The sequence below is a fragment of the Kouleothrix sp. 19917 genome, from assembly GCF_057073505.1.
On sequence record NZ_CP097099.1, the window covers coordinates 5,006,615 to 5,032,384 of the forward strand.

Genomic DNA, 25,770 nt, shown 5'->3' on the forward strand with positions numbered 1-25,770 from the left:
CAAACAACCATGCCAACAATTACGGATCTGGCGACGACCTACAACCTGCCGCAGTATGCCGGGCCGATCATGATGGGAACCAGCACCGACACGCCGTTTTTGGACGCGATTGGCGGGCTGGCGTTTGAGGACGCCGACCTGCTGGTGGCGTCGGTGATTTTTCAGTGGGGCGTGGAAGAGCTGCCGGCGGCGAGCCAGCCGGCCGTGCTGGAAGGCGCCGACGCGACCTACGGCGAGGTCTCGGGCTCGGGGCCGTTCAATGTGGTGCAGATCTTCCAGGAAGCCGTGAATGTCTCGTACTCGCGCCAGGGGTCGTACTTGCAGACGGCGGCAGTGGGCGGCGTGGCGACCGGCCAGCAGGCGATGATCCGCGATATTCTCGGGCACCAGATCGGGCTGAAGCTGCCCAAGATGCGCCGGGATATCAACTACTCGTTTGTGGCGGGCACCTACCAGCTGCCGGCGAATAACCTGAGCGCGCGCAAGACGCGCGGGATTATCGCGGCGACGACGACGAATGTGACGGCGGCGGGTGGGGCGGCGCTGACCGAGGATATGACGCTGGATATGATCCAGAGCGTGTTCGCGTCGCGCGGGGTGGTGCAGGCCTGGGAGCCGACGCTGATGGTTGGGGCGACGCAGAAGCGGGCGCTGACCGACCTGTTTGTGCGCAACGCGCGCTTCCAGCAGGTGAGCCGGCGGGTTGGCGGGGCGAATGTGCAGGCGATCGAAACCGACTTCGGGATCATCAATGTGATGCTGGAGCGGGTGGTGCCGGCGGATACGGTGCAGTTTTGCCACTTGCGGCTGTGCCGGCCGCGCTTTATGCCGGTTCCGTCGAAGGGGGTGTTCTTCGGCGAGCCGCTCGCGAAGACCGGGGCGTCGGACAAGTACCAGCTGTACGGCGAGGCCGGGCTGGAGTATGGGGATGAGGGGTACCACGGCAAGATTACTGGGCTGGCGTAGCTTTGTGCGGGGCGCTGCCCCGTGCCCCCTAGCTTTCGCTTTCTATCGGAGTGGGTGAGGATTTTTGCGGGGCGCTTCGCCCCCGAAAACCCCCGATTAGGGAGGGAGATCAGTCGGGGGCTACGCGCCCCCGTACCCTGCGGTTAGGGGCGGGCGGCCGCCCCTAACAACCCCGCCGTCGGGGCCTTGCCCCGAACCCCTCAAAGAATGTGGTACATGCTCGAAATGTAGGGGTGTCATGCCTCCGTTGTGGATGAGGGCAAGGCACCGGACGAGGACAGCCATACCAGCTATAGAACACTGAGCTCCAGGGGGCTTTCACATTGCTGCAAGGTTTGTTGAACGCTGCCAGCGGTGGGCATAACGGAGGCATGAGCGCAGGGTGCTGAACAGGGAACCACCTAAAATTTGGGGTCTGGGGCGCAAGCCCCAGCGCTGGGGGTTGTAGGGGCGGGCGCCGCCCCTGCGGCCTTGGCCTGAGCAAACTGGCTTGAACACGGCACTGGATTGAGAGAAGCGGAAAGGAAACGCAATGCCACGAGCAAAGCACCCGGCGGCTGCGCCGGGAGATCACGATGAGCACGATGAGGGAGCGCCGGCGGCGGGCGAGGAGCCCAATGAGAAAGGGCAGATGCAATCTGCCCCCACTTCCGAGAAGCCGGCAGCGGTGACAGCGGTGTTCGAGAGCGAGCACGCGAGCCTGATTGTGTACCGCAAGGGCAAGAAGATCGCGATGTTTGTGGGCGGGCGCTTTGCGACGAGCGACCTGGGCGCGATCGAAGCGCTGCGGGGTAGCGAGCTGGTGCGCGAGGTTGGAAGCGATGACTGAGGCGGAGCTGGCGGCGCGGCTCGCGCGCGACCTGGGGCCGCTGGCGGCGGATGCCAGCTGGAGCACGGCGGCGACTGAGGGGCAGGCGCAAGGCCACTACTCGGACGCGATCAGCGATGCGAAGGCGGTGCTTGGGGTTGATGGTGCGCTGGCTGATGCAACGCTGAACAGTAATCAGCAGCTGGAGCTGATGGCGCGGGCGCTGCTGGGGTGTCTGGAGCGGCTGGAGCTGCACTATACCACGCTGGTGGATAGCTCGGCGGGAACGGGCGCGGGTGCGCAGCAGCAGAAGCTGAGCCAGGTACAGGCGGGGATTGCGAAAGTGCGGCAGCGGCTGGCAGCGGCGGTGTATGCGCAATCCTCGGTGGCGAGCGCGCCGGCGACGGGGGTGAATGTGCGCGGGCAGCGGCGGCCGGACTACTCGCTGGGCGATGGGAATGAGGCAGAGGACGCATGAGCCTGGGGCACACGATTGTGCGGACGCCGCGCGGCGCTGGCACCTGGAGCGTGCAGGGCGTGACGGGCGAGCTGAACCTCAGCGAGCGCGCGGTGGTGGAGCTGGGCGGGCAGCTGGGCCCAGGCGCGCAGGAGCTGGTGCTGACGCTGCGGCCACGGGTGGGGGTGGATGTGGCGCAGCTGCGCCGTGACCTGCTGCCGTTCTGCCGGCCTGAGACGAATACCTTCACGCTGGTGTATGTCGGCGCGGCGCGCTCGGTGGAGCTGGCGTGCGCGTATCGCGGCGGCCTGGAGAGCCTGGCGCTGCGCCTGTTCGCCCCGGAGCTGCGCTGGATCGGCGGCGGCACGCAGTCGTTTGGCCTGCCGGCCAGCACGGTGATTCTTGGCTCGGCGGCGACCGCGCCGACGCTGCGGCTCAGCGGCGCGGGCGCGGTGGCGCGCATTCGCAGCACGTTCAACTATGGTTACCTGGTGCGCGACCTGCTGCTGAACCTGATGCTCGCGCCGGGCGAGATCGTGGCGATCGACACCGCCGCGCTGACGATCACAAGCTCGACGCGGGGCGCGCTGCTTGGCGCGCTGCAGGCCGGCTCGCAGCTGGCCTCGTTTCGACTGCTGCCCGACGGCCTCAACCAGCTGGAGCTGACCGCCGATGCGGGCGTGAGCTGCCAGTGCCGCTATGCGCCGGCGTGGTGGAGCTGGGAGGATGCCGATGCTTGAGGTGTGGGTGCATGCGCCCGACTACGGCGAGCGGCTGGCGATCATTGCCGAGCGCGGCGACGGCTGGGTGTTCCGCTCGGCGGTGGTGCCGCGCGCGCTGAACCAGGTGACCGAGGCGGTGCTGGCGCTGCCGTACCAGCCGGGGATCGTGGCGCTGTTTCCGCTCGATGCGCGGCTGGAGTTCTGGGACGATGGCCGGCTGGAAGGTGAGACGCAGTGGTTTGTGCGCGTGCCGCCGAAGCTGATCTATGACGACGCCGGCGCGCTGGTGGTGGAGGTACACGCGGCCTGCGCGCTGTACCTGCTGGCCGGGCGGATCGTGGCCTACCCGGCTGGGTCGGCGCAGGCGGAGAAGACCGGGCCGGCCGACGACCTGATCAAGCAGGTGGTGCGCGAGAACCTGGGCGCGCTGGCCGGCGCGGAGCGCGACCTGAGCGCGTATCTGGATGTGGCGGGCGACGCGGGGCTGGGCGCGACGGTGCGCAAGACCATGCCGCGGCGGAATGTGCTGCTCATCTGCCAGGAGCTGGCGCGCGCGAGCGCGCAGGCGGGCGTGGCGCTGTTCTTTGATGTGGTGTGGGTGGCGGCGACGCGGCGGCTGGAGCTGCGGACGTATGTGGGGATGCGCGGGGCGGATCACCGGGCGGAGTCGAGCGCGCCGGTGGTGCTCTCGCCGGAGTTCGGCACCCTGCGCGAGGCGGCGCGGTCGTTTGACCACCGGAATGAGGCGACGGTGGTGTACTGCGCGGGACGCGGGCGGGGCGACGAGCGGGTGATTGTGTCGGTGGCGGATGATGCGCGGCGGCTGGCGACGCCGTTCAACCGGCGCGAGGTGTTTGTGGATGCGCGCTACCTGGCGCTGGCGGAGAGTGTGGCAACGGAGGCGGACGCGACCTTGTGGCGACGGCGGCCGGTGCAGGAGCTGAGCGGGGTGTTTGCGGACACGGCGACGTGGCGGTATGGGCGGGACTGGGGCTGGGGCGACCTGCTGGCGGCGGAGTTTGCGGGCGAGGTGCTGACGGTGCTGGTGCACCGCACCGAGCTGCGGGTGGCGGGGGGCGAGCGGCGGGTGGTGGGCGAGCTACGAGCCGACTCGACCGAGGCGGACGACGCGGTGCGGCGGATCGAGGGGGCACTGGATGCGACGGCGGCCGACGAGCTGCCGGTGTTTTCGGCGACACCGCTGGCGGGGGCGGCGGTGCTGGCCTTACCAACGGGCTTTCTTGATGATGGCTGGCTGAGCGCGAGTATTGCGAGGACGCTGGACATTGCCAGTGAAGCGGCGGCGCGGGCGGCGGGTGATGCGGGCCTCTCAGCAGACATCGCTGCTGAGGCGACAGCGCGGGCAGCTGGCGAAACGAGCCTGGCGGCGGATCTATCGGCTGAGGCGGCAGCGCGGGCCACGGCGGACAGCACGGAAGCCAGCACGCGGGCGGCGGGGGATAGTGCGTTGGCTGCCGATATTGTAACGGAAGCCGCCGCGCGATCGAGCGGGGATAGTGCGGAAGCGACGGCGCGGGCCGCTGCGGATGCCTCGGAAGCGAGCACCAGGACGGCGGCTGATACAAGTCTTTCGGCGGCGATCTCGGCTGAGGCGTCGGCGCGGGCCTCGGCTGATAGCTCGGAAGCCAGCACCAGGGCTGCGGCTGACACGGCGCTCGCTGCTGATATCGTGGCGGAAGCTGCGGCGCGAACCTCTGCGGATAGTGCGCACGAAGCGCTCACCACTGGCGCGCACGGCGGGATCGTGTCGTCGGCTGATGCGCGCCTGAGCGATGCCAGGACGCCAACCGTGCACGCGGCCACGCACAAACACGGCGGCTCGGATGAGATCGCCACAGCGACGCCGGCGGCGAACGCGATACCGAAAACCGGCGCGGCGGCGAACCTCGACTCTTGGATTTCGACGGCGCTGGCGCGGATCGGAACTGCAAACAACTGGACTTCGGCGCAGGCTTTTTTGCCAACGCACAGCACGGCCACCACGCCGCTGACCGTGATGTCCTACAACGTGATCGCCTCGGGCGTAACGCCGGCGGCAGGCTTCGGGCAGGATCATGTATTCAACGCATCGAGCGACACGCAAAACCGCAACCAGCATCTGCAACGAACGAGCTGGGTTTCGGCGGTGGATGCCAGCCGCAAGGCGCGCACGATCTTCTACACGTTCGACACGGCGGCGCGCGAGGCGTTCAGGATCGAGGCCTCGGGCAGCGCGCCGATGATTGGCTTCCTCGGTGCGGCGGCGGTGATTCGCCAGGTGGTTACGGCGCTGACGGTGAGCGTGGGTACGGCTGACGGAACGGTGGCTGATGTGGGCGCGACGTTCAATCAAACCACGCTGAATAACAACTTCCGCGACCTGGCTGACAAGATCAACCAGCTGCGTACGGCGCTTGTGAACCTGGGGTTGGTGGGGTAGGCGTATGATTCTTTACCGTATCGTCGTGACCATTCCCGCCGCCGCGTAGCGCCACAGCCCGCTTGGCTGCCGCGTCTGCTCAAAGCTCAGCAGCTCCCCGATCTGCACCGCATGGTTGAGAATGCAGAACATACGAACAGTATCAGCCATGATCGATCAATCTGTATTCGGCACAAACCTGTGCTCTATGGTATACTTACACCAACCCCAAATACATTGTTGAGCATCGCTCAACTTCATCACCTGGCGCCTGATGCCGAAATCAAGCGGTTCGTGATACGAAAAGGACCACTGATGCGGATATCAGCCGCTATTCTTGTCGCCGAGACCGACCAGGTCATCGCCGAACGTATCACCGAAATTCTGCACGATGATGGCTATGCATGCCAGCTACGATAGCTTGGCGTACCTGGCAAACCCTTCTCGCTCGATACGCTGATTGCGCTCGTCAGGCCCCACTCCCTTTGCATGGCCTAGCCACCGCATACTCAAGTGTCAGAAGACGCAACCGGGCTACCCCATGCACTGCGACTCAAGCGTGCTTCCTTGTAGAGTGCTTAGCGACTATATCCACTCTTTGCCCGATGAAACGGTGCGCTTTCATCGCTGGGGAGCTTCTCTTTCACCCTTTCCGTTTAGAAGAAGTGACCGCGAGCAATCCCTACGCGTGCTGGTATGCCAAATTATCAAGGAGAACACAATGAACCTCTATGTAGGCAATCTTTCACTCGAAACCAGAGAAAACCAACTCCAATCCGTATTCGAATCATTCGGTCAAGTTGAGTCGGTTACCATCATTCGTGACAAGTTTAGTGGCGACTCGCGTGGCTTTGGCTTTGTCGAAATGCCAAATCACACTGAAGCACTGGCTGCCATCTCAGGGTTAGCGGGTCAAGAAGTCGACGATCGTACGATTACTGTGAGCGAAGCGCGGCCACGGAACAATGCTGGCCAAAGTGGCCGCAGCGGTGGTCACGGTCGTGGTGGCCACCGCTCGTGGTAAGTCAGTGCTGGCTTGCCTATTCGCCAAGCAAAACGGCAATCACCATCGCCGCTGCCGAAGGCAAGAAAGGAAATAGCATATGAGCATCTTATCAATTAGTGAATCCGGCGAGGTAAGCCTCACGCTGCGCGGGATCGAGGAAAACCGTATCCTTGCAACCGTGCGGCGATGGCCCTATTGGCGGCGCGTGGCGCTCGAGCATCATCCAATCGATACCGAACAATGCCTTGCAGTAACACTCTTTGCCGATCAAATTCACGAAACAATCGTTCGCGATATCCTCAAGCGCAGCTTCGGGATGACCTTTCCACAAGCGGGCGGTGCATGTGAGCTACTTCCCGAGCCTTCACCTCCTATTCGCCTGCGCCGGCGTGGCAGCTAGCCCTAACTGCATCTCAGCAGCGCACAGGAGCGGGCAGAATAATGCTGCCAAAAACGGCGCAGCCGACAACGATCCAATCGTGTATATGCTCAAATCAGTAACGCCAGAGTACATGAGCATTGGCATCCTCACCCTGCACACCAAGGGCCTGCCAGAGCAAACAGCCCATCAGGCCAGGGCCTGGCGCAAGCGGCAAACACGGGGCGGTGTACGCCGTCCATAAGCGCAAGGAGCGTTGACCATGATAATGAACCGAGATGCCGCTCGCGTCGGCTGGCATTACGATCCACTCCACCGCCAACCAGTCTATCTATTCTGGAGCCAGGGGGTTTGGCAGGCACGCTTTGTGTGGCAAAATCCGAGCGCCGAAGAGCGAGTCGACTCTGGCGGGCGCTTCAGTGGCCACGACGAGAAACTGACCCACACCATGTACGAGCGGCTGATACCGCTTGGGCAAGCAGAAAAACAAGATTACACAGATATTGGCGGCTGCGCCATTCGCGGCCTCTATGGCATGCGCAAATCAGTTCAGGTGAAACCGGCAGCGAGCGGCCAGGGTGTATTTATTCAGGCCCCAATCGTCGGCGACTTCGGGCAGTGCGAGCCAGGTTGCCAGGCTGTGTGGCTATCCGACGACGAAATACCAACAATAATCCGCGCACTGCAAGCGCGTCGCCGTGCTGTCCTTGATCCTCATGCGGAGGCAGATGAGGAGCCACCCCAGCCCGAGCATTGAAATAACACCAACGCGCGTTCGGGTACGCTCCCAGCACCTGAACAATCCTCTCCACTCGTCCCTCGCCGAGGCTCATCGCAGCACAAAACCAATTGCGGAAGCAATCACTACCCTCCACACCCCTGCCAAGTCCGGCTCGCAAAATTGCAGCAAACACCCCTATCCGGCCAGCATGCTGAATTGAAACCTCACTATGTTGATCGCTGGCCATATCACGCCGAGTCTAAGCTGCTTGCAGACCTCTTCTCTTCGCACTCGTCGCCAGCATCTTGAGCAGGCTCGCATCCAGCGCCGTAATGTGGATACCAGCCTCGTCCAACACCAGCTCCCGAAGTGTGTGATCAAAGAAACTAAGGCGCATCCGCAATACTGCTAGTATACGCCGAAGAGCTCCGGCAACCTCATACTGCTGCATCACAATCACGTTGTCGCCCAAAACGGCTAACGGCGAATTCGCCAAATCCACTCGCAACCCATCGAATGCCGCAATTTCGTGCAGGTACATTCCGGTCGCATGCGCACCATACACAAGCTCGTTGAGCGCACCGAGATAGTCGCGTGTCCGCTCACCCAGCTCGTGCAGCAGAACACTTATATCATCGATCACCAGGCGGCGCACCTCTGCTGCCGCAAGCTCACGGAGCAAAACCGATGTGATATAGTCAGGATTTATATCCGCCGCTCTGAAACGCACGATTCGCAGGCTACCATCATCAAGCGCACGCTGCAAATCGAGCCCAAATGCTGCCGCCTTACGCACCAGCTGCTCTGAGTGTTCCGCAAACGACACAAATATGCTGGCTGCGGCAGGTTCAGCCTGCGCCAAAGCCCAGTGGAGCCCAAGGGTTGTTTTACCTACGCCTGCTGCTCCAGCAAGCAAGGTAGTCGTCCCAACGTTCGGTCCGCCACGCAGAATGTGATCAAGCTCTGGAAGCTGAAACGGCATCCGTTCGTGCGTCGGTGGGCGCGCTGCAAGTGGTGGTGAGCTTTCAATCCGTGGAAAGACCTGGACACCCGCCTGATCCATCTGGTAGCTATGCAGTCCCGGCTGTTGTGCTCGCCCGCGCAGCTTTACAATCTCCACAAGGCGCTCATGGCGCCGTCCCTGCACCCTATAGCGTAGCGCAATTGCCGCGTCCGCGATGGTCATTTCCGTATGGAATTGGGCATCGCGCGCGTCCCCGGCAATGGTCACAAGCACGGTAGCGTCAAGATAGCGGATCTGGGTCGCCAGCGCCGAGAGAAGCGCACGCACCGAGCGATCGGCAGGAAGCTGCGCTTCAACACTCTGAAATCCATCCAACAAGACAACCTTGGCTCCGCTTGCGCGGATGGTGCGAGCAATCGCCGTATCAGGCGAAGCATCCTCCGTCCGAATTTGGCTTGCAAGTGTAAACACTTGCACTGCATCGCCAACCATGGCCGTATCAAAGAATTCAAGCGGCTGCATATGTTGTATATACTGCTCAACACCCTCAGAAAATGATGTGAAGACAATCGTCTTCAGCCCGCGTCGGGCCGCGTGGAACAGAATCTGACTTGCGAGTACCGTTTTCCCAGCCCCCGGCGCTCCAATGATCGCCACCAACGATGGGCGGCTTAAACCGCCGCCCAAAACGGTGTCGAGACCGAACACACCAGTCGGAAGGAGCATATCCTTATTAGTCATAGACAAATTCATTCCTTTGAGCTTGTGTTCAAATCCACCAGGCTACCTTCTGCCCCGCTACGGCAGCCTACCTTGCTCGGCAAGGCGCTGCGCAACCTCAGCAAGGCGTCGGGCTGTAAGCTGCCGCGACGTTCCAAGGTATACTGTGTCGCTCTTCCTGGCACCTCGCCGGGAGGCGTACCAGTAGCCTAAACCTCTGCGAACCTGCTTTCGCGCCGTGAATGCCCCACTTGGCGACTGAAAGTAAAACGTTGTTTTTGCCATCAGCCACGCAAACCAATGCGGGCTATCAAGTGCCAGCGTCTCATTATCGGCATATAGAAAGTCATTCTCAACAATCGGGATTGTTCTCATGCGGTTCACACCATACTATGCGGTCGCCGCCCAACTCGCTCGTTTCGTCAGCGGGGGGATGGCTAGCATCAGTTTTCTAATTCTCACCGTCTATCGCTTGCCACTTAGAAATCCGTCTCATCGGCAGGTCCCGCACCACCCGCCCGCCCCTCGGGGATGTCGGTGATCAGCGCCTCGGTGGTCAGCAGCAGGCCCGCGATTGAAACCGCATTCTGCACTGCACTCCTCGTCACCTTCACCGGGTCGACCACGCCCTGCTCGAGCATGTCGCCGAACTCGCCGCTCAGCACGTTGTAGCCGTAGGCCGTATCGCCGTGCTCGTGCTGGTGCCGGCGCACTGCGTTGATAATGAGCGAGCCTTCCTCACCGGCATTCTTGGCGAGCTGGCGCATCGGCTCCTCAAGGGCGCGGCGCAGGATCTGCACGCCAAAGCGCTCGTCGTCGTTGTTCGTCTGCACGTGTTCCAGCGCGCCGAGTGCGTTGATCAGCGCCACGCCGCCGCCCGGGACGATACCTTCCTCAACCGCAGCGCGCGCCGTCGAAAGGGCGTCCTCAACGCGGTGCTTCTTTTCCTTCAGCTCAGGCTCGGTAGCACCACCGACCTTGAGGACCGCCACGCCGCCGGCCAGCTTCGCCAGCCGCTCCTGCAGCTTCTCGCGGTCGAAGTCGCTGGTGCTTGCCTCGCTTTGTGCGCGGATCTGCTCGATGCGGGCGCGAATGGCCGCCGCATCGCCGTGGCCCTCAACAAAGGTGGTGGTATCTTTGTCGGCCACAACCTTGCGGGCGCGGCCCAGGTCTTCCAGCGTCGCGCTGTCGAGCTTGCGGCCAATCTCTTCCGAGATCACCGTGCCGCCGGTCAGGATCGCGATGTCCTGCAGCATGGCCTTGCGCCGGTCGCCAAAACCGGGGGCTTTCACGGCCAGGATGTTGATCGTGCCGCGCAGGCGATTGACCACCATGGTGGCGAGTGCCTCGCCGTCGACATCTTCTGCGAGGATGAGTAGCGGGGTGCGGCTTTGTGCCACTTTCTCCAGCACCGGCAGGATCTCGTTGATCGCCGAGATCTTCTTGTCGGTGATCAAGATGTAGGGGTCGTCCAGCTCGGCTTCCATGCGCTGCTGGTTGGTGGCGAAGTAGGCCGAGATGTAGCCGCGGTCGATCTGCATGCCCTCGGTGTATTCCTTCTCGAAGGCGATGCCCTTGCTTTCCTCGACGGTGATGACGCCGTCCTTGCCAACCTTCTCCATCACCTCGGCGATCAGGTCGCCAATTTCGGAGTCGGCGGCGGAAATGGTGGCGACGTGCGCAATGTCGGCGCGGTCGCGCACCGGCTTGGCCAGCGTGCTCAATCGCGCCAGGATTGCCTGCGCACCCTTGTCGAGGCCGCGCTTGATTAGCATCGGGTTAGCACCAGCGGCCACAATCTTCAGGCCCTCAGTCACAATCGCCTGAGCCAGCACGGTGGCGGTGGTGGTGCCGTCGCCGGCGACGTCGTTGGTCTTGGTCGCGACCTCGACGAGCAGGCGGGCACCCATGTTCTCAAACGGGTCCTTGAGCTCGATCTCTTTGGCAACCGTCACGCCGTCGTGGGTGACGGTCGGCGCGCCGTACTTCTTGTCGATCGCGACATTGCGGCCGCGCGGGCCAAGCGTCGTCTTGACGGCATCGGCCACGACATCGACGCCGCGCTTGAGCGCGCGCCGGGCCTCTTCGTTGAAAAATAACTGCTTCGGCATATCCCTTCGATTTCCTCCATATACAGAAGTTCTGAGTTTTGGGTGTTGATTACCTCAAAACTGAGCACTCAAAATTCAACCCTACTCCTGGATGATGCCCAGAATATCTTTTTCGCTAAGGATCAGGTATTCGACATCGTCGATCTTGTACTCGGTGCCGCTGTACTTGGCGAACAGAACCTTGTCGCCCGACTGCACGTTCATCGGCACGTGCTTGCCATTGTCGTCCAGGCGACCCTCACCAACAGCCAGGATGGTGCCTTCCATCGGGCGTTCTTTGCTGGCGGTGTCGGGCAGGAAGATGCCACCCTTGGTCTTTTCCTCGCGCTCCGCTGGCTTGACCACAACGCGGTCGCCTAGCGGCCGAATCCGAAAATCGGCTGCCATCAATAGAAGTACCTCCAATATGCTTGAATAAACCACCATTCTTGGGCCAACAAAAAGCGCAGCAAATACTCAGGAAGTGTGAGTGTTCGCTGCCCTTCATAGTTACTCACTTGAAATGGGTCGTGCGCTTGTATAAAACCCTATTCGCGCAGTGCCTTTCTCCCTTTCCAGCTAACAAACTCCTGTATCCGGTGCTCGCCTCTATCCGCGCATCTAGCGAACATAGACAGTGTCAGGCGTCGGCGTTAGCGGATACTCTGGATGGTGCTGCCGGAGTAATTCCCAGCGCCATCCATAGCGCCATGTGCTGCCACTGCAATCGAAATACGGGCAAAGCGCTAAGGCCGCCGGGTGGGGATGGAGTGCATCGGCCGTAAACCGAACCATTCGCGATGTCCCCGTCAAGTATGCACGCTGACAGTGCGAACACCACGTCCACGGCAGTGACAAGCCTGGTCCTGCATCCAACTGTTCATTGTTCAAAGCAACCTCTTTATGCTTATATCCGTCGCCACGTCTCGTGCTAAATCGATGCGCTATGCGCGGCAAGCCATTGGAGCAGCGCCTCCCGTACCGCAAGTGAAGTCGGGCCGGTCTGCTCTGGCACGTATGCATTCCCTTCGATCCGCCCACGAAATCCTACACGTATTTGCCAAACAAACGCCGCATAGTCTGTGCCCGCATGCGAAAAGCGGTAAACCTGTCCTTGCCGCTGCACACGACTTTGGATTTTTTTCATGGAATCGATCTCCATTACGGCGAGTCAAATGACACCACTTTTATCCAGCGCGCCTGGTTGAGCCTGTTAACGAAGGTAAAACGGACCGATCTCGTCTCGACGTCGATGTGGTGACCGCCCCAGCGCCACGGTGCCGCAAGCCGGCCATTCGCATCAATCGCAGGCATCGGCGTACACAACTGGGTCGAAGTTGTCGACAAGTTGATTTGGACGATAAAGGTAGCCCCGCCATTGGGCGCGAACACCACAGCCGGGTATCGTAACCGCATCGCTGAAAGCCTTTCTCCTACTACTGCGGAGCTGGCTAAGCAGCCGGCTCGGCGAGTAGCACCATCACCATAAAATAGCCTATTTCCTTGCCTACTGCGTGGTATCTGGCAGATCGTCGCTCCCTGCTACCATTCTTAGCGCCATTGCAAATGTGGCGCTGCGGGTCCGGCCAGGTCAAGTGTGTGCAGCCGAGCTACAAGTCGTAAGGTATGCTCAGCGGCCAACAGCCAGGTCCCGCAAGAAGCAGTTCCCCAGGGCTATCGTCGGCACACAATCACAACTTCGTGCAACATCAAGCTCAGTAGCCCAAGTTTGGCCACCTCGCAGCACCGAGGAAAATAGAGAGGATGGGGTAGGAAAGGGCTGAAACTCAGATCTCAGAACGCCTAAGCGGAATACTTCGTAACGCTCAAGATCTAAGCTCCAGGCAGCTCATACCATATTGATGTTCGCCAATGAAGATAGCGCCCAAACACGATAGAGCGGTCCTTGCTATCGCGAACCGCATGAGTGCCGATCAAGCGCTGGGCGATATGGTCGAGCGCGTCGCTCGGGTGGGAAAGCACAAACTGTGCGTGTGGAAGTGATGGATTTAGTATACCACAGTTATCACTACAGTATGGCGCGTCACTCATACCTTCTTTCCCAACAAGCGAGATATGCACGTTTCTCAAGCAGCAGACTCTGCCATACAGCTTCCAAAGCAAGACACCACGCGAAAAGGCGTGCAGAAAAATGCTTGTCTGTATCACCGCAAGGAAATATACAGCATTACGATTTCCATCCACTCAGCATTTCGATCTTCGCCAACGCTCCCATAAAACACAACTTGTCGGTGATCAGGATGTAGGGGTCGTCCAGCTCGGCTTCCATGCGCTGCTGGTTGGTGGCGAAGTAGGCCGAGATGTAGCCGCGGTCGATCTGTATGCCCTCGGTGTATTCCTTCTCGAAGGCGATGCCCTTGCTTTCCTCGACGGTGATGACGCCGTCCTTGCCAACCTTCTCCATCACCTCGGCGATCAGGTCGCCAATTTCGGAGTCGGCGGCGGAAATGGTGGCGACGTGCGCAATGTCGGCGCGGTCGCGCACCGGCTTGGCCAGCGTGCTCAATCGCGCCAGGATTGCCTGCGCACCCTTGTCGAGGCCGCGCTTGATTAGCATCGGGTTAGCACCAGCGGCCACAATCTTCAGGCCCTCAGTCACAATCGCCTGAGCCAGCACGGTGGCGGTGGTGGTGCCGTCGCCGGCGACGTCGTTGGTCTTGGTCGCGACCTCGACGAGCAGGCGGGCACCCATGTTCTCAAACGGGTCCTTGAGCTCGATCTCTTTGGCAACCGTCACGCCGTCGTGGGTGACGGTCGGCGCGCCGAACTTTTTGTCGATCGCGACATTGCGGCCGCGCGGGCCAAGCGTCGTCTTAACGGCATCGGCCACCTGATCCACGCCACGTTTCAGCGCGCGCCGGGCCTCTTCGTTGAATTTCAGTTGCTTGGACATAGGGTTTGTTTGCCTTTGCTATAAAGAACGCAGGAGGGATTTGTGGATATATTCTCGCGGATTTCGAATGATTATTGTATATACAAATACATTTCGTTATGATTATATTTTGCTTTTGCCCAGCCATAACCATATAATAACCGTATATACTAATATCGAGAAAGGCGACAACCATGAAGATAACACGGCGATCAGAAAACGGCAAGAGTGGGCACCTGCTGATCTCTGTACCCGCCAGCCGGGTGGCTGAGGTTGAGGCTGCGTTGACCTTTCTTGAGGAAAAACGTCAGCAGCGCGGGTCACAAGTTGTGATCGATCTGATCATTCGCGCGGCGCTCCGCAACGGTTGGCGGCCGCTGCCTTCGGAGGGCAGTTCGGTCACCGACTTGTAAGGGTACGGCGAGAGTGCAGCGCGGGCACTCACCAAGCTAGGAAAAGCATGGTGCGTGTGTTACCGGCCTACGGCTCTCATCACTGGTGCGAAATCAGACCAAATATAGACTAGCCGCCTTATTCCTACCCGCGTTTCCTCAAATGCCAGCTACTGATCTACAAAGATCATGGTTATAAGCCCACTAATGAGAAAAATAAACCCAATACCAAGCCAGAGCACTTGTATACTGTCGGTTTGTATCCTTGGTGTATCAATTGCAGACGCCATCACGAGCCATCCGAGCAAAGCAAGCATAAGGCCAGCCCGGGCTTTGATAGCGACGAGTATATGTGCGAGCATTGATATGCCTTTCCAATCTTCATGAGATGGGTATTGCCATGCGAATACTGCCCTATACCGAGCGCGTGTAGACAACGTTCGGCTGTGGTGTGAAAGGGTATTCAGGGTGTTGCAAGCGTACACTTGACCACAACCATCCATTGCGGCTGATGCTGCCGCTACAGCCCACGTATGGGCACATTTTTAACACAGGCGGATGTGCGTGGAGCGCATCTGGAGGAAATCGAACGATACGGCAGGTGCCGCTCACGTAGGCGCGCTGGCATACCGAGCACCACGACCAGGGTACCGCTAGCCCGTCAGCGATTGCTTGGGACGACTCTGGTTTCATTGCTTCCCTCTTTATACCTCATACAGTGCAACTTCATCGTGGTAGCAGAACAGCTCTGGTTGCCCAGCGCGGTCGCCATCGACCCGCACCAGGCAGCTGTCGCGCGGCACGCGGAAGAGCTGGACCACCGTTCCGATCTGGCCAAGAAACGCGGGAATAGTGCGCCGCCCCTGCTGAATGACCACTCGATCACCGATCGCCGGCTCGCGTGTGGTGGGCGCTGGCGCATCTGGGTTGCGCGGACGCTCCCAGGCGTCTTGCTGAATGACGCGAATGGCTCCGGCGCGGGTATTCTGGCGCTGCAGCGCGCGAGCAGGAGCGTGTTGCAGCAGCGGCACGATGGCGGGCTGTTCGGCGACTGGGTGCGGCAGTGTGGCGAGTGTTGCGACCAGCAAGGTGACGGCGCGCCCAACATTGGCCTGGGCAAATAGCGTGGATAGTGGCGTGACGCCAAGAAAGAGCGCCGGATGATCATCATAGATTGCCGGCCAGCCGGCCGCGATCGCTGCTGCCAAAGTCGCTGAGCCGCTGTCGGTGGCTGGCCCGCGCGGGTAGCGCTCTAGCCACATGGAAGGTGTCAGCACCGCCAGCCAGCCCTCAATTACGTTGCCGCCGACCGCGGCGCCATTTTCGGCAAAGCGGGCGAGCTCTGTGGTGTTGAGGGTTCGCTTTCCGAGGTGAATAGAGGTTTCGCTGGAGCCACTCGGCACAATCATGATCGCAACTTTTCGTTCGGTGCCATTCGGGCACAGAATGGCGTCCAAAGCACGGTCGCCGATCCACATGCGGCCATTGATGGGCGGCCCAACCTGGCCCGTGATTATCGTAATGTCGAGATCATGGGCAGTGGCTAGCAAGGTTTCGAAGTTCGGGTGCATTTGAGTCATGGCTGTATTCCTTCCGGCGTGGCCACGCTATAGTGGAGGAGGGGCATTCCTTGAGCGACGGCTCTGCCCGAACTGCCCAGCCACGCGGCCAGTGCATTACCTGGAACAGTGCGCTCACTGGCAAAAGCTGCTTTTCTAGTAAATTATTTTTGTATATACATATTCTAACACATTTATTGAATTTATGGTCTTTAATAAATACAATAAAATAACAATTGTATATACAAAAAATAACGGCAAATTATTTGTTTATGCCCTACAATACAATTTCCATTAGACTCAGGGCACACGGGCGCCGCTGGTGTGGGTTCAGCGGAGAGCACGCAGATGAAGCAGAGGCCGACCTGTGTGTCGGCCCGGACGACAAGGAGGTTGGTCTGGACGACCAGGGCGGATACGCAGGTCGGCCGGGACAGGATCTGCTATACTGAGGTGAGAAAACGCGACACCCACCCCTGCTTTGGCTGGCGGGGTGGGTGCGCTGACATCCGTGTGATGCTGCGCCTATTGTAGCACTGCCGGCGCGACGCTGGCAATCCCCTACGCTCGGCGCGGCCGGGAGCCACGCATGGCCGCCCTCGATCCCTCAGACGAAACGAAGCAGACACAACCGGAAGCCGACCCTGCGCCGGCTGCGCGCCAGCATACCGTGAACATTGGCGATTCAGCCGTGGTTGGCTTGGCTGTGGCCGGTGATGTGCTTGGCTCGGTGACGGTGCAGTACCTCGACCTGCCCCCGCTGCCGCCGGTTGACCAAGTAGCGGCCGAGGCGGCGTTTGCCCAACTGCCCGTTGCTGCCGTGCCAGATGTAGCGCGCACGCTGCCGCTTGGCTCGCGCATGCCGTACCAGCCGAATGCGCTTTTTACCGGGCGAGACGACGAGCTGCGCGCGGTGGCGGCGGCACTGGCGGCCGGCGATGCGAATGTGATCAGCACCGGTATTGGCGGCGTGGGCAAGACCAGCCTTGCGATTGAAGCAGCCTGGCGCTATGCGCCGCACTTCCTGGGCGGCGTGTTCTGGGTGAACTGCGCCGAAGCCGTGAACATCCCCAGCGAAATTGCGCAGTGCGGCGGGCCGGGTGGGCTGCGCCTAGCAGGAATGGCAGGGTTGAGTCTTGACGACCAAGTGCGGCTGGTGCGGGCAGAGTGGGCACGTGAAATTCCGCGCCTGCTGATCTTCGACAACTGCGAAGATCCTGAGCTGCTGCGCGAATACCGGCCGCAGGGCGGCGGCTGCCGGGTGCTGGTAACCAGCCGGAATGCGCTGTGGCCGCCCACGCTGCGCGCCGCGACACTTGCGCTCGATGTGCTGGATAGCAATGCAAGCGTGGCGCTGCTGCAAGCGCTGTGCGCGCGGCTGACGGACGATGAAGCGGCGCAGGTCGCTGAGGTGCTGGGGCGGCTTCCACTGGCCCTGCACCTGGCCGGCAGCTTCCTCCAGCGCTACGGCACGCCGGTGCCGAAGTACTTGGAAGCCCTGGAAAGCCCAACCCTGCTGGAACACGCCTCGCTGACCGGGCGCGGCGTGAAAGAGCGGCCAAGCGGGCGTGAGATGCATGTAGCGAAAGCGTTTGCGCTCAGCCTCGACCGGCTCGCAGGCGACGATCCGATTGACGCGGCGGCGTGGGCGCTGCTGGCGCGGGCGGCGTGCCTGGCGCCAGGCGAGCCATTCCCGCAGGAGCTGCTGGAAGCCACGCTGGCGGTAGACGCGGGCGACGACGAGGCGGAGCTGGTGCGCAGCGACGGCGTGGCGCGGCTGCTGGAAGTGGGGCTACTGGAGCGGGCAGGCGACGACAGCCTGAAGCTGCACCGGCTGCTGGCGCGCTACGCCGGGCGGGCGGTGGTGGATGAGGCGGCGCTGGGCGCGGTGGAAGACGTGGTTGACAAGCGCGCGAGAGCCCTGAACAATGACGGCTACCCGCTTCGATGGGGGCCGATGCAGACGCACCTGCGCCACATGACCGACCGCGCGATGGCGCGCGACGACGAACGCGCCGCGCAGCTTTGTAACGAGCTGGGTGCACTGCTCCAAGAACAGGGCAATCTCCAAAACGCGCGACTCTACTTTGAACGGGCGCTCGCCATCACCGAGAAAGTGAAGGGACCAATTCATCCTTACACCGCTCGCAGCCTGAATAACCTAGGTACTCTGCTGCAAGCCCAAGGCGACAATGTAGGCGCGCGACCGTACTATGAGCGGGCGCTAGCAATTAATGAGCAAGCGCAGGGTTCAACCCATGTTTACACTGCTCGCACCTTGAACAACCTGGGTGTTCTGCTGCAAGCACAGGGTGACCTCCAAGCCGCACGGCTCTGCTATGAGCGAGCGCTGACCATCACTGAGCAGGCGTTAGGAAAGGACCACCTCGACACCGCTCATAGCCTACACAACATGGGCTACCTGCTGCAAGCCCAAGGCGACAATGTAGGCGCGCGACCGTACTATGAGCAGGCGCTTACTATCTATAAGCAGGTGCAAGGTCCGACCCACCCCAACACCGCTCGCAGCCTGAACAACCTGGGCTACCTGCTGGAAAATATGGGCGAGTATGCAGGCGCGCGACCCTACTACGAGCAGGCGCTTGCAATACGCCAGCAGGTGCTGGGACTTACGCACCCCTATACTGCTCGCAGTCTGAACAATCTTGCCACCCTATGCTACTACGAAGACAAGCTTGATGAAGCGGCAAGGCTGATGCGGCGAGGGCTGGCGATATTTGAGCAAGCGCTTGGTGCGGATCATCCCGACACGTGCAACTCACGTGATAATTTGGCGGCGATTGAGAAGAAGCTACGGGTGCAGAGCGAAGAGGCACGGGACGCGAGGCAAGAAGATGGGGAGAAACAAGCAAACTAATGTCCATGCCTACGTCTCCCCTGTCCCTGCCTCATTACTTATCGCGAAGTTATGCGCGCCGGGTGATCTTGATCTCGGGCCTGGGCGGGGGCGCTGGCTCTTTGATGGCGAGATCGTAGAGCTGGCTGGCACGCTTATAGCGTGGGTCGGTGCCGGAGCGGGATAACCCCCATCCGGCTTTGATTGCCCCTGATTTGGTCTTGTCTGCCGAGGTGAGATTATGTCGCAGGGCGCGCCCGAGTGCCTGCAGCTCGTCTGCGGTGGCGGGTGGGAAATCGGCCTCGGTGGGCGGTGGACCGCCACCGTGGAGATCGGGGTTTTCGGCGGCGGGTAGCGGAGAAGTGGGTGGCACCGGTGGGGGGAGGGTGGGCGTGTGCAACACGCCCCCAACGGTCGGGAACATTGCGCCCGTGCGGGCGGCGGGGTCGCGGCCGGTGACCAGGCGGTACAGCATTGGTTCGACCAGTCGGCCAAGCTCGATGCAGAAACGCCAGGCATAGGAAAACAGGATCGCCATGTGGGCAGCAAGCCAGCGAAGCAGCGCCGCCGCGAACGGCACGGCATAGGCTGGCGCGTTGGCGACCTTCGTTGTGATCCGTCTCGGGAGAAACGAGCTGAGAAAGAGCAGGATCATAGCGGCGTAGAACAGCCCTTCAAGTGTCTGCCACATGGCGATCTCCTTATCGGTCGGCCATTTGATCGAGTCGGATGGGCAGCACAGACAGCAACACGCCGATGCCCAGCGCAAGTGCGAAGGCTAGGCCAGTGTTCGCCGCGCCGGTGGTGGTGTCGAGGCCGGCGATGGCGGCCAGCGCTGCGAGGGGTGGCCAGGCGGCCAGGCGGCCCATCTTCGGGAACAGACCACCCGCGTTGATAATGCTGTCGATCGCGAAGCCCGCCCAGCCCACTGCATCGTTGCCGTGGCTGTCGTCGAAGAGCAGCCGCTTCATCTTGTGCAGCACAAAGAACTCGATGATGATCGAGATCACGCCGACGATCACGCGGCCCTCGTCGGTGGTGGGCTGGCCGACCCACTCGCAGAGCCAGTAGGTGGTGAGCCAGCTGGCGGCGTGCGTGGCCCACGCGCCAACTCTGTAGCCGTTGAAGTAGGTGGTGCCGGCCACCCGTTCCTGTTGGGTTCCCATGTGACTCTTTCTGTATCGTACGATACAATTGCGCCCGGCGGGGGCGCTGTGGTGACTCCGGCGCTGTGGCGTGGTGAGACACGCCACAACCCCGCCAATGTTCGACGACTGACGACCGACGACCGACCCTTCGACAAGCTCAGGGCAGGCGACCCGCTATCCTCTCAGCGCTTCTTTCGCTGCCTCTAATCCCTTCTGCAAGCTCTCGATCTCTTCCAAGAGTGTGCGGCGCTGCTGGCCAACGAAGTGCCTGGCCTGGAGCTGCACGGCGCGGGCCTGGGCCTTTGCGCCGCGAAACTGTGAGAGTGCGTCACGCCAGATTTCGTGGGCGGGCGGTGTGACCCATTCCGCCGATTCTTCGGGTGAATTCGTCAAATTCACGAATTTGGCATTGTGGCTGGGTGGCTCGGACGTTGGTGGATCGGCTGGCGCTGTACTTTTGCTGGCTGGCGGCTCGGCGGATGGTTCGCGGCGTTTCTGCTGGTAGGTGGTGCCCTTCCGCGCGACGGTGCGTGTCTCCATCTGGCTAATTTCGCCAGATAGCTTTTCGCGCACAGTTGCTACTGTGTTGTGGTGGCAATGCACCTGACGAGCGATCTCCCGATCAGACCACTGGCCCCATTCGGTATCGCGCAGCAACGTTTCAATCGAGCGGCGTACATCCTCGCGCGTGCGCCGCAGGCCGTGCGTGTCGTTCGCGCCCACCGCCCACAGGATCGCATCGCGCCGGGTGCCGGGGCGCACGTCGGCGACGACGGCGCGGCCGGCGCTGCGCGCCGCAGCAACGCGGTGAAAGCCATCGGCCAACCAGTAATCGCTGCCGTCGTAGTAGACCACGATTGGCGGGAAAATTGCACCTTCCTGCATTGCCTGGGCATATTCCTCGACCGTGGCGACATTCAGCTCGGCGCGGGCCTGCGTGCCACCATCGGTGCGTATCGCCTCGGGCTGCAGCTCCTGGGCTGGCGTGCCAACGGCGTAGGCGGTTCCCTTCGCCGGTGTCGTCCGCTCGCGGATTGCGTCCTTGAGATTCTTCACTGCCATCGCTGCCTCACTTCCTTGGCCAGCGCGCGGTACGCCTTCGCGCCGGCGCTCTCGGCGGCGTACTCGGTGACCGGCACGCCAGCCGCGGGGGCCTCGGTGATCTTGGTGCTGAACGGGATCGTGGATTGAAACACCAGATCGCCGTAGCGCTCGCGGGCCTCGCTCTCGATGAGTGCATTCACCGACGTGCGCCGATCGACCATGGTAATGACGATGCCGCCGATGGTAAGCGTAGGATTCAGCTGGCGGATCATCGAGATCGTATCTTCCAGCTGCGACATGGCCCCGAGCGCAAACACATGCGCCTGGAGCGGCACGAGCACCGTATCGGCAGCGGTGAGCGCGTTCACCGTGAACAGCCCTAGCGATGGCGGACTGTCGATCAGAATGTAGTCGTACTGCCTGCGCAGCGGCGCGAGCGCGGAACGGAGCAGCAGCTCGCGGCCGAACCTCCCGGCGAACTGCAGCTCGGCGCCGGCGAGAGCCAGGGTGGCGGGCAGGAGATCGAGACAGGGGTATCGGGTTTCGGGATTAGAGTCTAGGAGTGACAGCGTTTCTCCCAAACCCCGAACCCCAGACCCCAGACCCCCAGCGTGCAGCATATAGCTCGCGGCCTGCTCGGGGTTGAGCATAGCCTCATAGACGGAGTTGCCGACGAGCTCGCTCGGATCGAAGCCCAGACCCTGCGTCAGATTCGATTGCGGGTCGAGGTCGACCAGCAGCACGCGCCGGCCGGCGTGGGCGAGCTCGGCACCCAGCGCGAGGGCGGTGGTGGTTTTGCCCACGCCGCCTTTTTGCATTGCGGTTGCGATGATCATGTGCCTCTCCTTGTGTGAATGCGGTGGGCGAAGCATCACTGGCGAACGGTGGTTCGCCAGTGATGCTTCGCCCCTACGATGGACGACGACGGCGCGGCCGGTCTGCGGGCAGCTCGATGCTGCCGTAGCACAGCCAGCGCGGGGCGGTGGCGTAGCGCGGGTTGGCGCCGGCGCGGGCGGGCTGCATCTGGCAATTCAAGGTGGCGAGCAGCTGCTCGATTAGCCGCCTGGCCTGCTCGGCCTCAGCTTCGGTGGCGGCACTGATGCGCAGGCGGATGCGGCGTGGGCCAGCGGGCGAATGCAATTCGCTCGTGCGCGGGGCGGCATCGCGCCGCTGAAGCTCGTCGATGTCGAACTGGATGGCGCGGGCGAGCTCGGCCACGCGCTGCGGATCGGTGCTCATGCGGGTGCTCCTTCTTCAAGCACAGCGAATGGAACCAGAACCTGGCGCGCCCGCGACTGGCCGGGTGCGCGACAGATATAGCCCAGCGTATCGAGGTAGTAGATCGCCAGCTGGATCGTGTCGAGCGGCAAACCAGTGCGCTGCGCGATCTCGCGCGTGCTGGCCTGCGGATGGCGGGTGAGATCCGCCCATACGCGGCGTGTGTCGGCGAAATGATTCATGGGCGACCTCCAAAACGGCGCACAAGCACAAGCTCGTGGTCGACCCTTGGGCGCTGGGCCTGGTCGAGGCGGCGAAGCTGCCAGGCCAGATCGAGGGCACGCGTAATCTGCCGCAGCTGCTCCTGCTCGGCGGCGGTGAGCCAGCGCCCCGACGACGCGGCGTAGATCTCGGCGCGGCGCGCTTCGAGGGTGGTGATTTGGTCTTGGATGCTCATGCGGCACCTCGCGTGAGCTTGGCGAGTGCCAACGTGATGCTGTGATGATCAGCGGATTGCACTCGGACCAGCGCCTCCTGGGACGGGTTGCTGCCTTCGCGCGGCGGTACAATCTGATCCGCATTCGTGATTTGCTTGCCGTTTTCAAAGGTGGCGACGGTGCGCGGATCGAGCCGATCTGTGTGCGGGTTGAGCCGTCGGTATTCCACGACAACGCACCGCCGCGTTGTCGTGCTGTGCTGCTGCGCCGCTGCAATGGCGGCGCGCCGGGAAAACGCAACGTGTCCGATCTGGGTGCCGCCGACCGGCGTGCATTCAATCACGTAATAGCTCATGCCGCATCTCCGTAGGTCATGGCCGCGAGTGCGCTAGTGATCGCGGCGCGGTCGGCGGATTGCACCCGGGCCAGCGCCTCCTGGGGCGCGGTGCCGGCTTCGAGGAGCAGGTAGAGGTAGTGCAGCTCCAGCGGCGTGCCATTGGGCAGCAACGCGCGGGCCTGCGTATACTCGGCCGCTTCCTCGGCGACGTAGGATTGGGCAGTGGGCGCGGCCGGTGTTGGGAGTGTGGGCGGGCGGACTTCCCAGCGATCGAGCAGCCCGCCAATGCGCTTCTGGCGCTCAGGCTCTGCGACCTGGCCGCGCACGGGAATGGCCTCGTTCCACTCATGCTGAACGGCGTGGATGTCAAAACCGCTGTAGAGCTTCGCCTTTTTCTTCGACACACCTTCCGCGCGGAGCCAGATTTCGGTCACAGTTTGTGCGTGCGCGGTTGCTGCTGTTGGTGATCTTTTTTTAGAGGTAATAGAACCAACAACAACATGTGCGGCAGAAATGCGTTTTGCGGCTGTAGAATGCGGAGTTTGCGAATCTCGATGGACAGGAGAGTCCAAACCGCTGATCGTAGTGTCACCGATTTGGACACCAGGATCAGAATCGGTGATCGTAGTGTCACCGATTTGGACACTGGTGTCAGTTTGGACATCTGTGTCAGTTTGGACATCTGTGTCAGTTTGGACATCTGTGTCACTCTGGCCAAGGACGCGGCGGATATCGTGAATGGACGGCTGGCCGGCGGCGAAGAGGGCGCGGATCTGGGCAAGCGTGATCTCTTCCTGGCTATTGCTCTGGCGCAGCTCGTAGCGGCGCCAGGGATCGGCCGCGCCCTTGTTCCAGGTGAGCCAGTGGGCATCGTGCAGCTCGGTGATCCAGCGACGCACGCTGCGTTCAGTGACACCAAGAAGCTCGGCGATGGTTTCGGGCTCGGGCGGGATGCGATTGCGCTTGAGCCAGTCGATTACCCCATAGACGCGGTACGCCCCCGCGCTCAGCTCTTCGTCGACACACATTTGATGCGGATGGGCAGCTGCCGAGTACTCTAATTCTCCTTCGTTCATGCGCAGCCTCGCAGCTGCGGTGGTTCGGGTTCCTGCCAGCGCCGGCGCTGCGGCCGGCCGGTTGCTATTCCCATGGTTGTTTGCCTCGCTCAAAGAAATTCTCCTTCCGCCATTGAACAGAGCGTGGTACAATGGCGCTGCTCTGGTTGATGCGGGATTTCCGCACCAACGCGCCCCAATGACCTGCACAGTCTTGGGGCATTTCTCTGCCGCAAACGGCCTGCACGCCGCTGAGGCGGGGCTCCACACTGCGCCGCACCTCCGTGCGGCAAGCCACCTCCTTTCGTTCTGCGCGGCTGATTGCACCAGCCCGCGCGGCTGCGCCGATCCACGCACGTTCGACGCAATCGCCCGCCCTGGTGCGATCGAGAAAAAACCAATGACTAAAAAACGGTTGTCCTCCGTTCAACACATGGGCGCGCACTCGCAGACGCGCCCAACGATCGGAGGATTAGAAGCGATGAGGAGCGTACCGAGCACTCAGCTACGGCTGCTGGCATCCGCGAACGCAACACCACCACGCCTAATTGACCAGATCGAGGGGTATGAGGACTACCTGATTGGCGAGCAGCGGCGGCCGAAGGGGCGCGCCAAATACCTGTGGACCATCCAGCAGGTGATCGAGTGGCTAGGGGAAGAGGCCACCCATGCAGAACTGAACCCTGCGACGGTTCAGCGCTACAAAGAAGTGCTTGGCAAGCGCGGCAGCGCCGGCTCATCAGTGATCAATGCGCTGGCTGTGATCCGTGATTTCTGCCTGTGGGCGAAATTCATGGGCTACCGCAACGACGAGCCGACCGAGGGCATCAAGCGCCCGCCGAAACGTGGCCCAAACCCAAACCCTCTGTACCCTGATGAGATTGCGCTACTGATGGCGGCGATCGAGCAAGAACCGCCAGCGGCAGGCAGCCGCGAGCGGTGGTACTGGGAGCGCAACCGGCTGGCAGTGCTCTTATTTTTGAATACGGGGCTTCGGATCAGCGAGCTCGCGGCGCTGCGGTGGGGTGACATTCATCTGCGCGCGGGCGTGTTGGATGTGCGGCCAGAGGCCGCCAAGAACGGGCACCCGCGCACTGTGCCGATACCACCAGCGCTGAAAGAGGAGCTAACGAAAATTTCGCCTGAGAAGCGGAAAAGCAGCGCGCCGGTGCTGACCAATGTCAAAGGGAAGCGCCTGAGCTCAAATGGCCTGAACCATATCTTCGACCGCTGGCTGCCGGAGCGCTTGGAGGCGTTCGCGCAGCGAACCGGTGAGAATGCGGAGATCCACCTGTACGCGCACCGGCTGCGGCACACATTTGCAAGCTTGCTCGTGTGGGAGGACATCGATCTGCGCACAGTACAGGAGATACTGGGGCATCGGCAGCTCGACACAACGGCGCACTATACCAAGACCGATGCGCGGCGTAAGCAGGAAGCGGCGGCGCGACTGCCCGATTTTGCAATGCTAGGCCGGCAGTTCAGTAATAAGGATTTTTGAGCCGCCTAATTGGCCGTTGGGCTGATTACTGATATTTCGTGCGCCGAACGTTTAAACCCTGTGGAAATATAATCCCT

At 61.7% G+C, this 25,770-nt stretch carries 26 protein-coding genes and 1 pseudogene; 11 read left to right on the forward strand and 16 right to left on the reverse strand.

Going from position 1 to position 25,770, the window contains the following annotated elements; translation table 11 throughout:
- The first annotated feature begins 9 nt into the window (after nt 1–9).
- From M1P90_RS20220 to M1P90_RS20240, 5 genes are all read left to right on the forward strand, one after another.
- Nucleotides 10–966 carry an SU10 major capsid protein gene (locus M1P90_RS20220; RefSeq protein WP_483697101.1) on the forward strand — a complete coding sequence of 319 codons (957 nt, stop codon included), beginning with the start codon at nt 10–12 and terminating at the stop codon, nt 964–966.
- A gap of 532 nt (nt 967–1,498) precedes the next feature.
- Nucleotides 1,499–1,795 (forward strand): hypothetical protein, encoded by a 297-nt coding sequence (locus M1P90_RS20225; protein ID WP_483697102.1) that lies wholly within the window; start codon nt 1,499–1,501, stop codon nt 1,793–1,795.
- A complete protein-coding gene (locus tag M1P90_RS20230; RefSeq protein ID WP_483697103.1) occupies nt 1,788–2,252 on the forward strand; it encodes a hypothetical protein in 465 nt (154 codons plus the stop codon). Before M1P90_RS20225 ends, M1P90_RS20230 begins: the two co-directional genes overlap by 8 nt.
- Nucleotides 2,249–2,971, forward strand: coding sequence for a hypothetical protein (locus M1P90_RS20235; RefSeq protein WP_483697104.1), 723 nt, complete (start codon nt 2,249–2,251; stop codon nt 2,969–2,971). Before M1P90_RS20230 ends, M1P90_RS20235 begins: the two co-directional genes overlap by 4 nt.
- Complete coding sequence (locus M1P90_RS20240; protein WP_483697105.1) at nt 2,958–5,393, forward strand: Gp37-like protein; 2,436 nt, start codon at nt 2,958–2,960, stop codon at nt 5,391–5,393. The genes M1P90_RS20235 and M1P90_RS20240 overlap by 14 nt, the downstream gene beginning before the upstream one ends.
- A gap of 12 nt (nt 5,394–5,405) precedes the next feature.
- On the opposite strand, the gene M1P90_RS20245 is transcribed toward M1P90_RS20240, so the two are convergent.
- A complete protein-coding gene (locus M1P90_RS20245) occupies nt 5,406–5,543 on the reverse strand; it encodes a hypothetical protein (protein ID WP_483697106.1) in 138 nt (45 codons plus the stop codon).
- A 550-nt stretch (nt 5,544–6,093) separates the two neighbouring features.
- Between M1P90_RS20245 and M1P90_RS20250 the strand changes: the two genes are divergently transcribed.
- The 3 genes from M1P90_RS20250 to M1P90_RS20260 all read left to right on the forward strand — a co-directional run bounded on the left by M1P90_RS20250 (nt 6,094) and on the right by M1P90_RS20260 (nt 7,514).
- Nucleotides 6,094–6,396 carry an RNA recognition motif domain-containing protein gene (locus M1P90_RS20250; RefSeq protein WP_483697107.1) on the forward strand — a complete coding sequence of 101 codons (303 nt, stop codon included), beginning with the start codon at nt 6,094–6,096 and terminating at the stop codon, nt 6,394–6,396.
- A gap of 79 nt (nt 6,397–6,475) precedes the next feature.
- Nucleotides 6,476–6,778: a hypothetical protein gene (locus M1P90_RS20255; protein ID WP_483697108.1), complete on the forward strand. Its 303-nt coding sequence runs from the start codon at nt 6,476–6,478 to the stop codon at nt 6,776–6,778.
- 241 nt (nt 6,779–7,019) lie between these two features.
- Nucleotides 7,020–7,514 (forward strand): hypothetical protein, encoded by a 495-nt coding sequence (locus M1P90_RS20260; protein ID WP_483697109.1) that lies wholly within the window; start codon nt 7,020–7,022, stop codon nt 7,512–7,514.
- 223 nt (nt 7,515–7,737) lie between these two features.
- Here the strand turns inward: M1P90_RS20260 and M1P90_RS20265 are convergent, their stop codons facing one another.
- From M1P90_RS20265 to M1P90_RS20285, 5 genes and pseudogenes are all read right to left on the reverse strand, one after another.
- On the reverse strand, nt 7,738–9,183 hold the full coding sequence (locus tag M1P90_RS20265; RefSeq protein WP_483697110.1) for a DUF7125 family protein: 1,446 nt from the start codon (nt 9,181–9,183) through the stop codon (nt 7,738–7,740).
- A gap of 458 nt (nt 9,184–9,641) precedes the next feature.
- Nucleotides 9,642–11,273, reverse strand: coding sequence for a chaperonin GroEL (groL, locus tag M1P90_RS20270; RefSeq protein ID WP_483697111.1), 1,632 nt, complete (start codon nt 11,271–11,273; stop codon nt 9,642–9,644).
- A gap of 81 nt (nt 11,274–11,354) precedes the next feature.
- Nucleotides 11,355–11,660 (reverse strand): co-chaperone GroES, encoded by a 306-nt coding sequence (gene groES / locus M1P90_RS20275; protein ID WP_483697112.1) that lies wholly within the window; start codon nt 11,658–11,660, stop codon nt 11,355–11,357.
- 523 nt (nt 11,661–12,183) lie between these two features.
- Nucleotides 12,184–12,399, reverse strand: coding sequence for a hypothetical protein (locus M1P90_RS20280; RefSeq protein ID WP_483697113.1), 216 nt, complete (start codon nt 12,397–12,399; stop codon nt 12,184–12,186).
- Between the two features lie 1,098 nt (nt 12,400–13,497).
- Nucleotides 13,498–14,166, reverse strand: a pseudogene (locus M1P90_RS20285) (TCP-1/cpn60 chaperonin family protein); the annotation flags it as partial.
- 173 nt (nt 14,167–14,339) lie between these two features.
- On the opposite strand from M1P90_RS20285, the gene M1P90_RS20290 reads away from it, so the two are divergent.
- Complete coding sequence (locus M1P90_RS20290) at nt 14,340–14,558, forward strand: hypothetical protein (RefSeq protein WP_483697114.1); 219 nt, start codon at nt 14,340–14,342, stop codon at nt 14,556–14,558.
- Nucleotides 14,559–15,241: 683 nt separating this feature from the next.
- On the opposite strand, the gene M1P90_RS20295 is transcribed toward M1P90_RS20290, so the two are convergent.
- Complete coding sequence (locus M1P90_RS20295) at nt 15,242–16,117, reverse strand: hypothetical protein (RefSeq protein WP_483697115.1); 876 nt, start codon at nt 16,115–16,117, stop codon at nt 15,242–15,244.
- Between the two features lie 568 nt (nt 16,118–16,685).
- On the opposite strand from M1P90_RS20295, the gene M1P90_RS20300 reads away from it, so the two are divergent.
- Complete coding sequence (locus tag M1P90_RS20300) at nt 16,686–18,974, forward strand: tetratricopeptide repeat protein (RefSeq protein ID WP_483697116.1); 2,289 nt, start codon at nt 16,686–16,688, stop codon at nt 18,972–18,974.
- A gap of 49 nt (nt 18,975–19,023) precedes the next feature.
- Here the strand turns inward: M1P90_RS20300 and M1P90_RS20305 are convergent, their stop codons facing one another.
- The 9 genes from M1P90_RS20305 to M1P90_RS20345 form a co-directional block, all read right to left on the reverse strand.
- The gene (locus tag M1P90_RS20305) at nt 19,024–19,644 is read right to left on the reverse strand and encodes a hypothetical protein (RefSeq protein WP_483697117.1); all 621 of its coding nucleotides are present in this window, start codon (nt 19,642–19,644) and stop codon (nt 19,024–19,026) included.
- A gap of 10 nt (nt 19,645–19,654) precedes the next feature.
- Nucleotides 19,655–20,119 (reverse strand): hypothetical protein, encoded by a 465-nt coding sequence (locus tag M1P90_RS20310; RefSeq protein WP_483697118.1) that lies wholly within the window; start codon nt 20,117–20,119, stop codon nt 19,655–19,657.
- 156 nt (nt 20,120–20,275) lie between these two features.
- Nucleotides 20,276–21,163 carry a ParB N-terminal domain-containing protein gene (locus tag M1P90_RS20315; protein WP_483697119.1) on the reverse strand — a complete coding sequence of 296 codons (888 nt, stop codon included), beginning with the start codon at nt 21,161–21,163 and terminating at the stop codon, nt 20,276–20,278.
- Nucleotides 21,154–21,981: a ParA family protein gene (locus tag M1P90_RS20320; protein WP_483697120.1), complete on the reverse strand. Its 828-nt coding sequence runs from the start codon at nt 21,979–21,981 to the stop codon at nt 21,154–21,156. The genes M1P90_RS20315 and M1P90_RS20320 overlap by 10 nt, the downstream gene beginning before the upstream one ends.
- Before the next feature lie 73 nt (nt 21,982–22,054).
- The gene (locus M1P90_RS20325) at nt 22,055–22,384 is read right to left on the reverse strand and encodes a hypothetical protein (RefSeq protein ID WP_483697121.1); all 330 of its coding nucleotides are present in this window, start codon (nt 22,382–22,384) and stop codon (nt 22,055–22,057) included.
- Nucleotides 22,381–22,605: a hypothetical protein gene (locus tag M1P90_RS20330; RefSeq protein ID WP_483697122.1), complete on the reverse strand. Its 225-nt coding sequence runs from the start codon at nt 22,603–22,605 to the stop codon at nt 22,381–22,383. The genes M1P90_RS20325 and M1P90_RS20330 overlap by 4 nt, the downstream gene beginning before the upstream one ends.
- The gene (locus M1P90_RS20335; RefSeq protein WP_483697123.1) at nt 22,602–22,820 is read right to left on the reverse strand and encodes an SH3 domain-containing protein; all 219 of its coding nucleotides are present in this window, start codon (nt 22,818–22,820) and stop codon (nt 22,602–22,604) included. Before M1P90_RS20335 ends, M1P90_RS20330 begins: the two co-directional genes overlap by 4 nt.
- Nucleotides 22,817–23,155 (reverse strand): hypothetical protein, encoded by a 339-nt coding sequence (locus M1P90_RS20340; protein WP_483697124.1) that lies wholly within the window; start codon nt 23,153–23,155, stop codon nt 22,817–22,819. Before M1P90_RS20340 ends, M1P90_RS20335 begins: the two co-directional genes overlap by 4 nt.
- Entirely contained in the window at nt 23,152–24,306 is a 1,155-nt protein-coding gene (locus M1P90_RS20345; protein ID WP_483697125.1) for a hypothetical protein, read from the reverse strand. The genes M1P90_RS20340 and M1P90_RS20345 overlap by 4 nt, the downstream gene beginning before the upstream one ends.
- A gap of 85 nt (nt 24,307–24,391) precedes the next feature.
- Here M1P90_RS20345 and M1P90_RS20350 point away from each other — a divergent pair, with 85 nt between their 5' ends.
- Nucleotides 24,392–25,693 (forward strand): tyrosine-type recombinase/integrase, encoded by a 1,302-nt coding sequence (locus tag M1P90_RS20350; protein ID WP_483697126.1) that lies wholly within the window; start codon nt 24,392–24,394, stop codon nt 25,691–25,693.
- Nucleotides 25,694–25,770 lie beyond the last annotated feature (77 nt).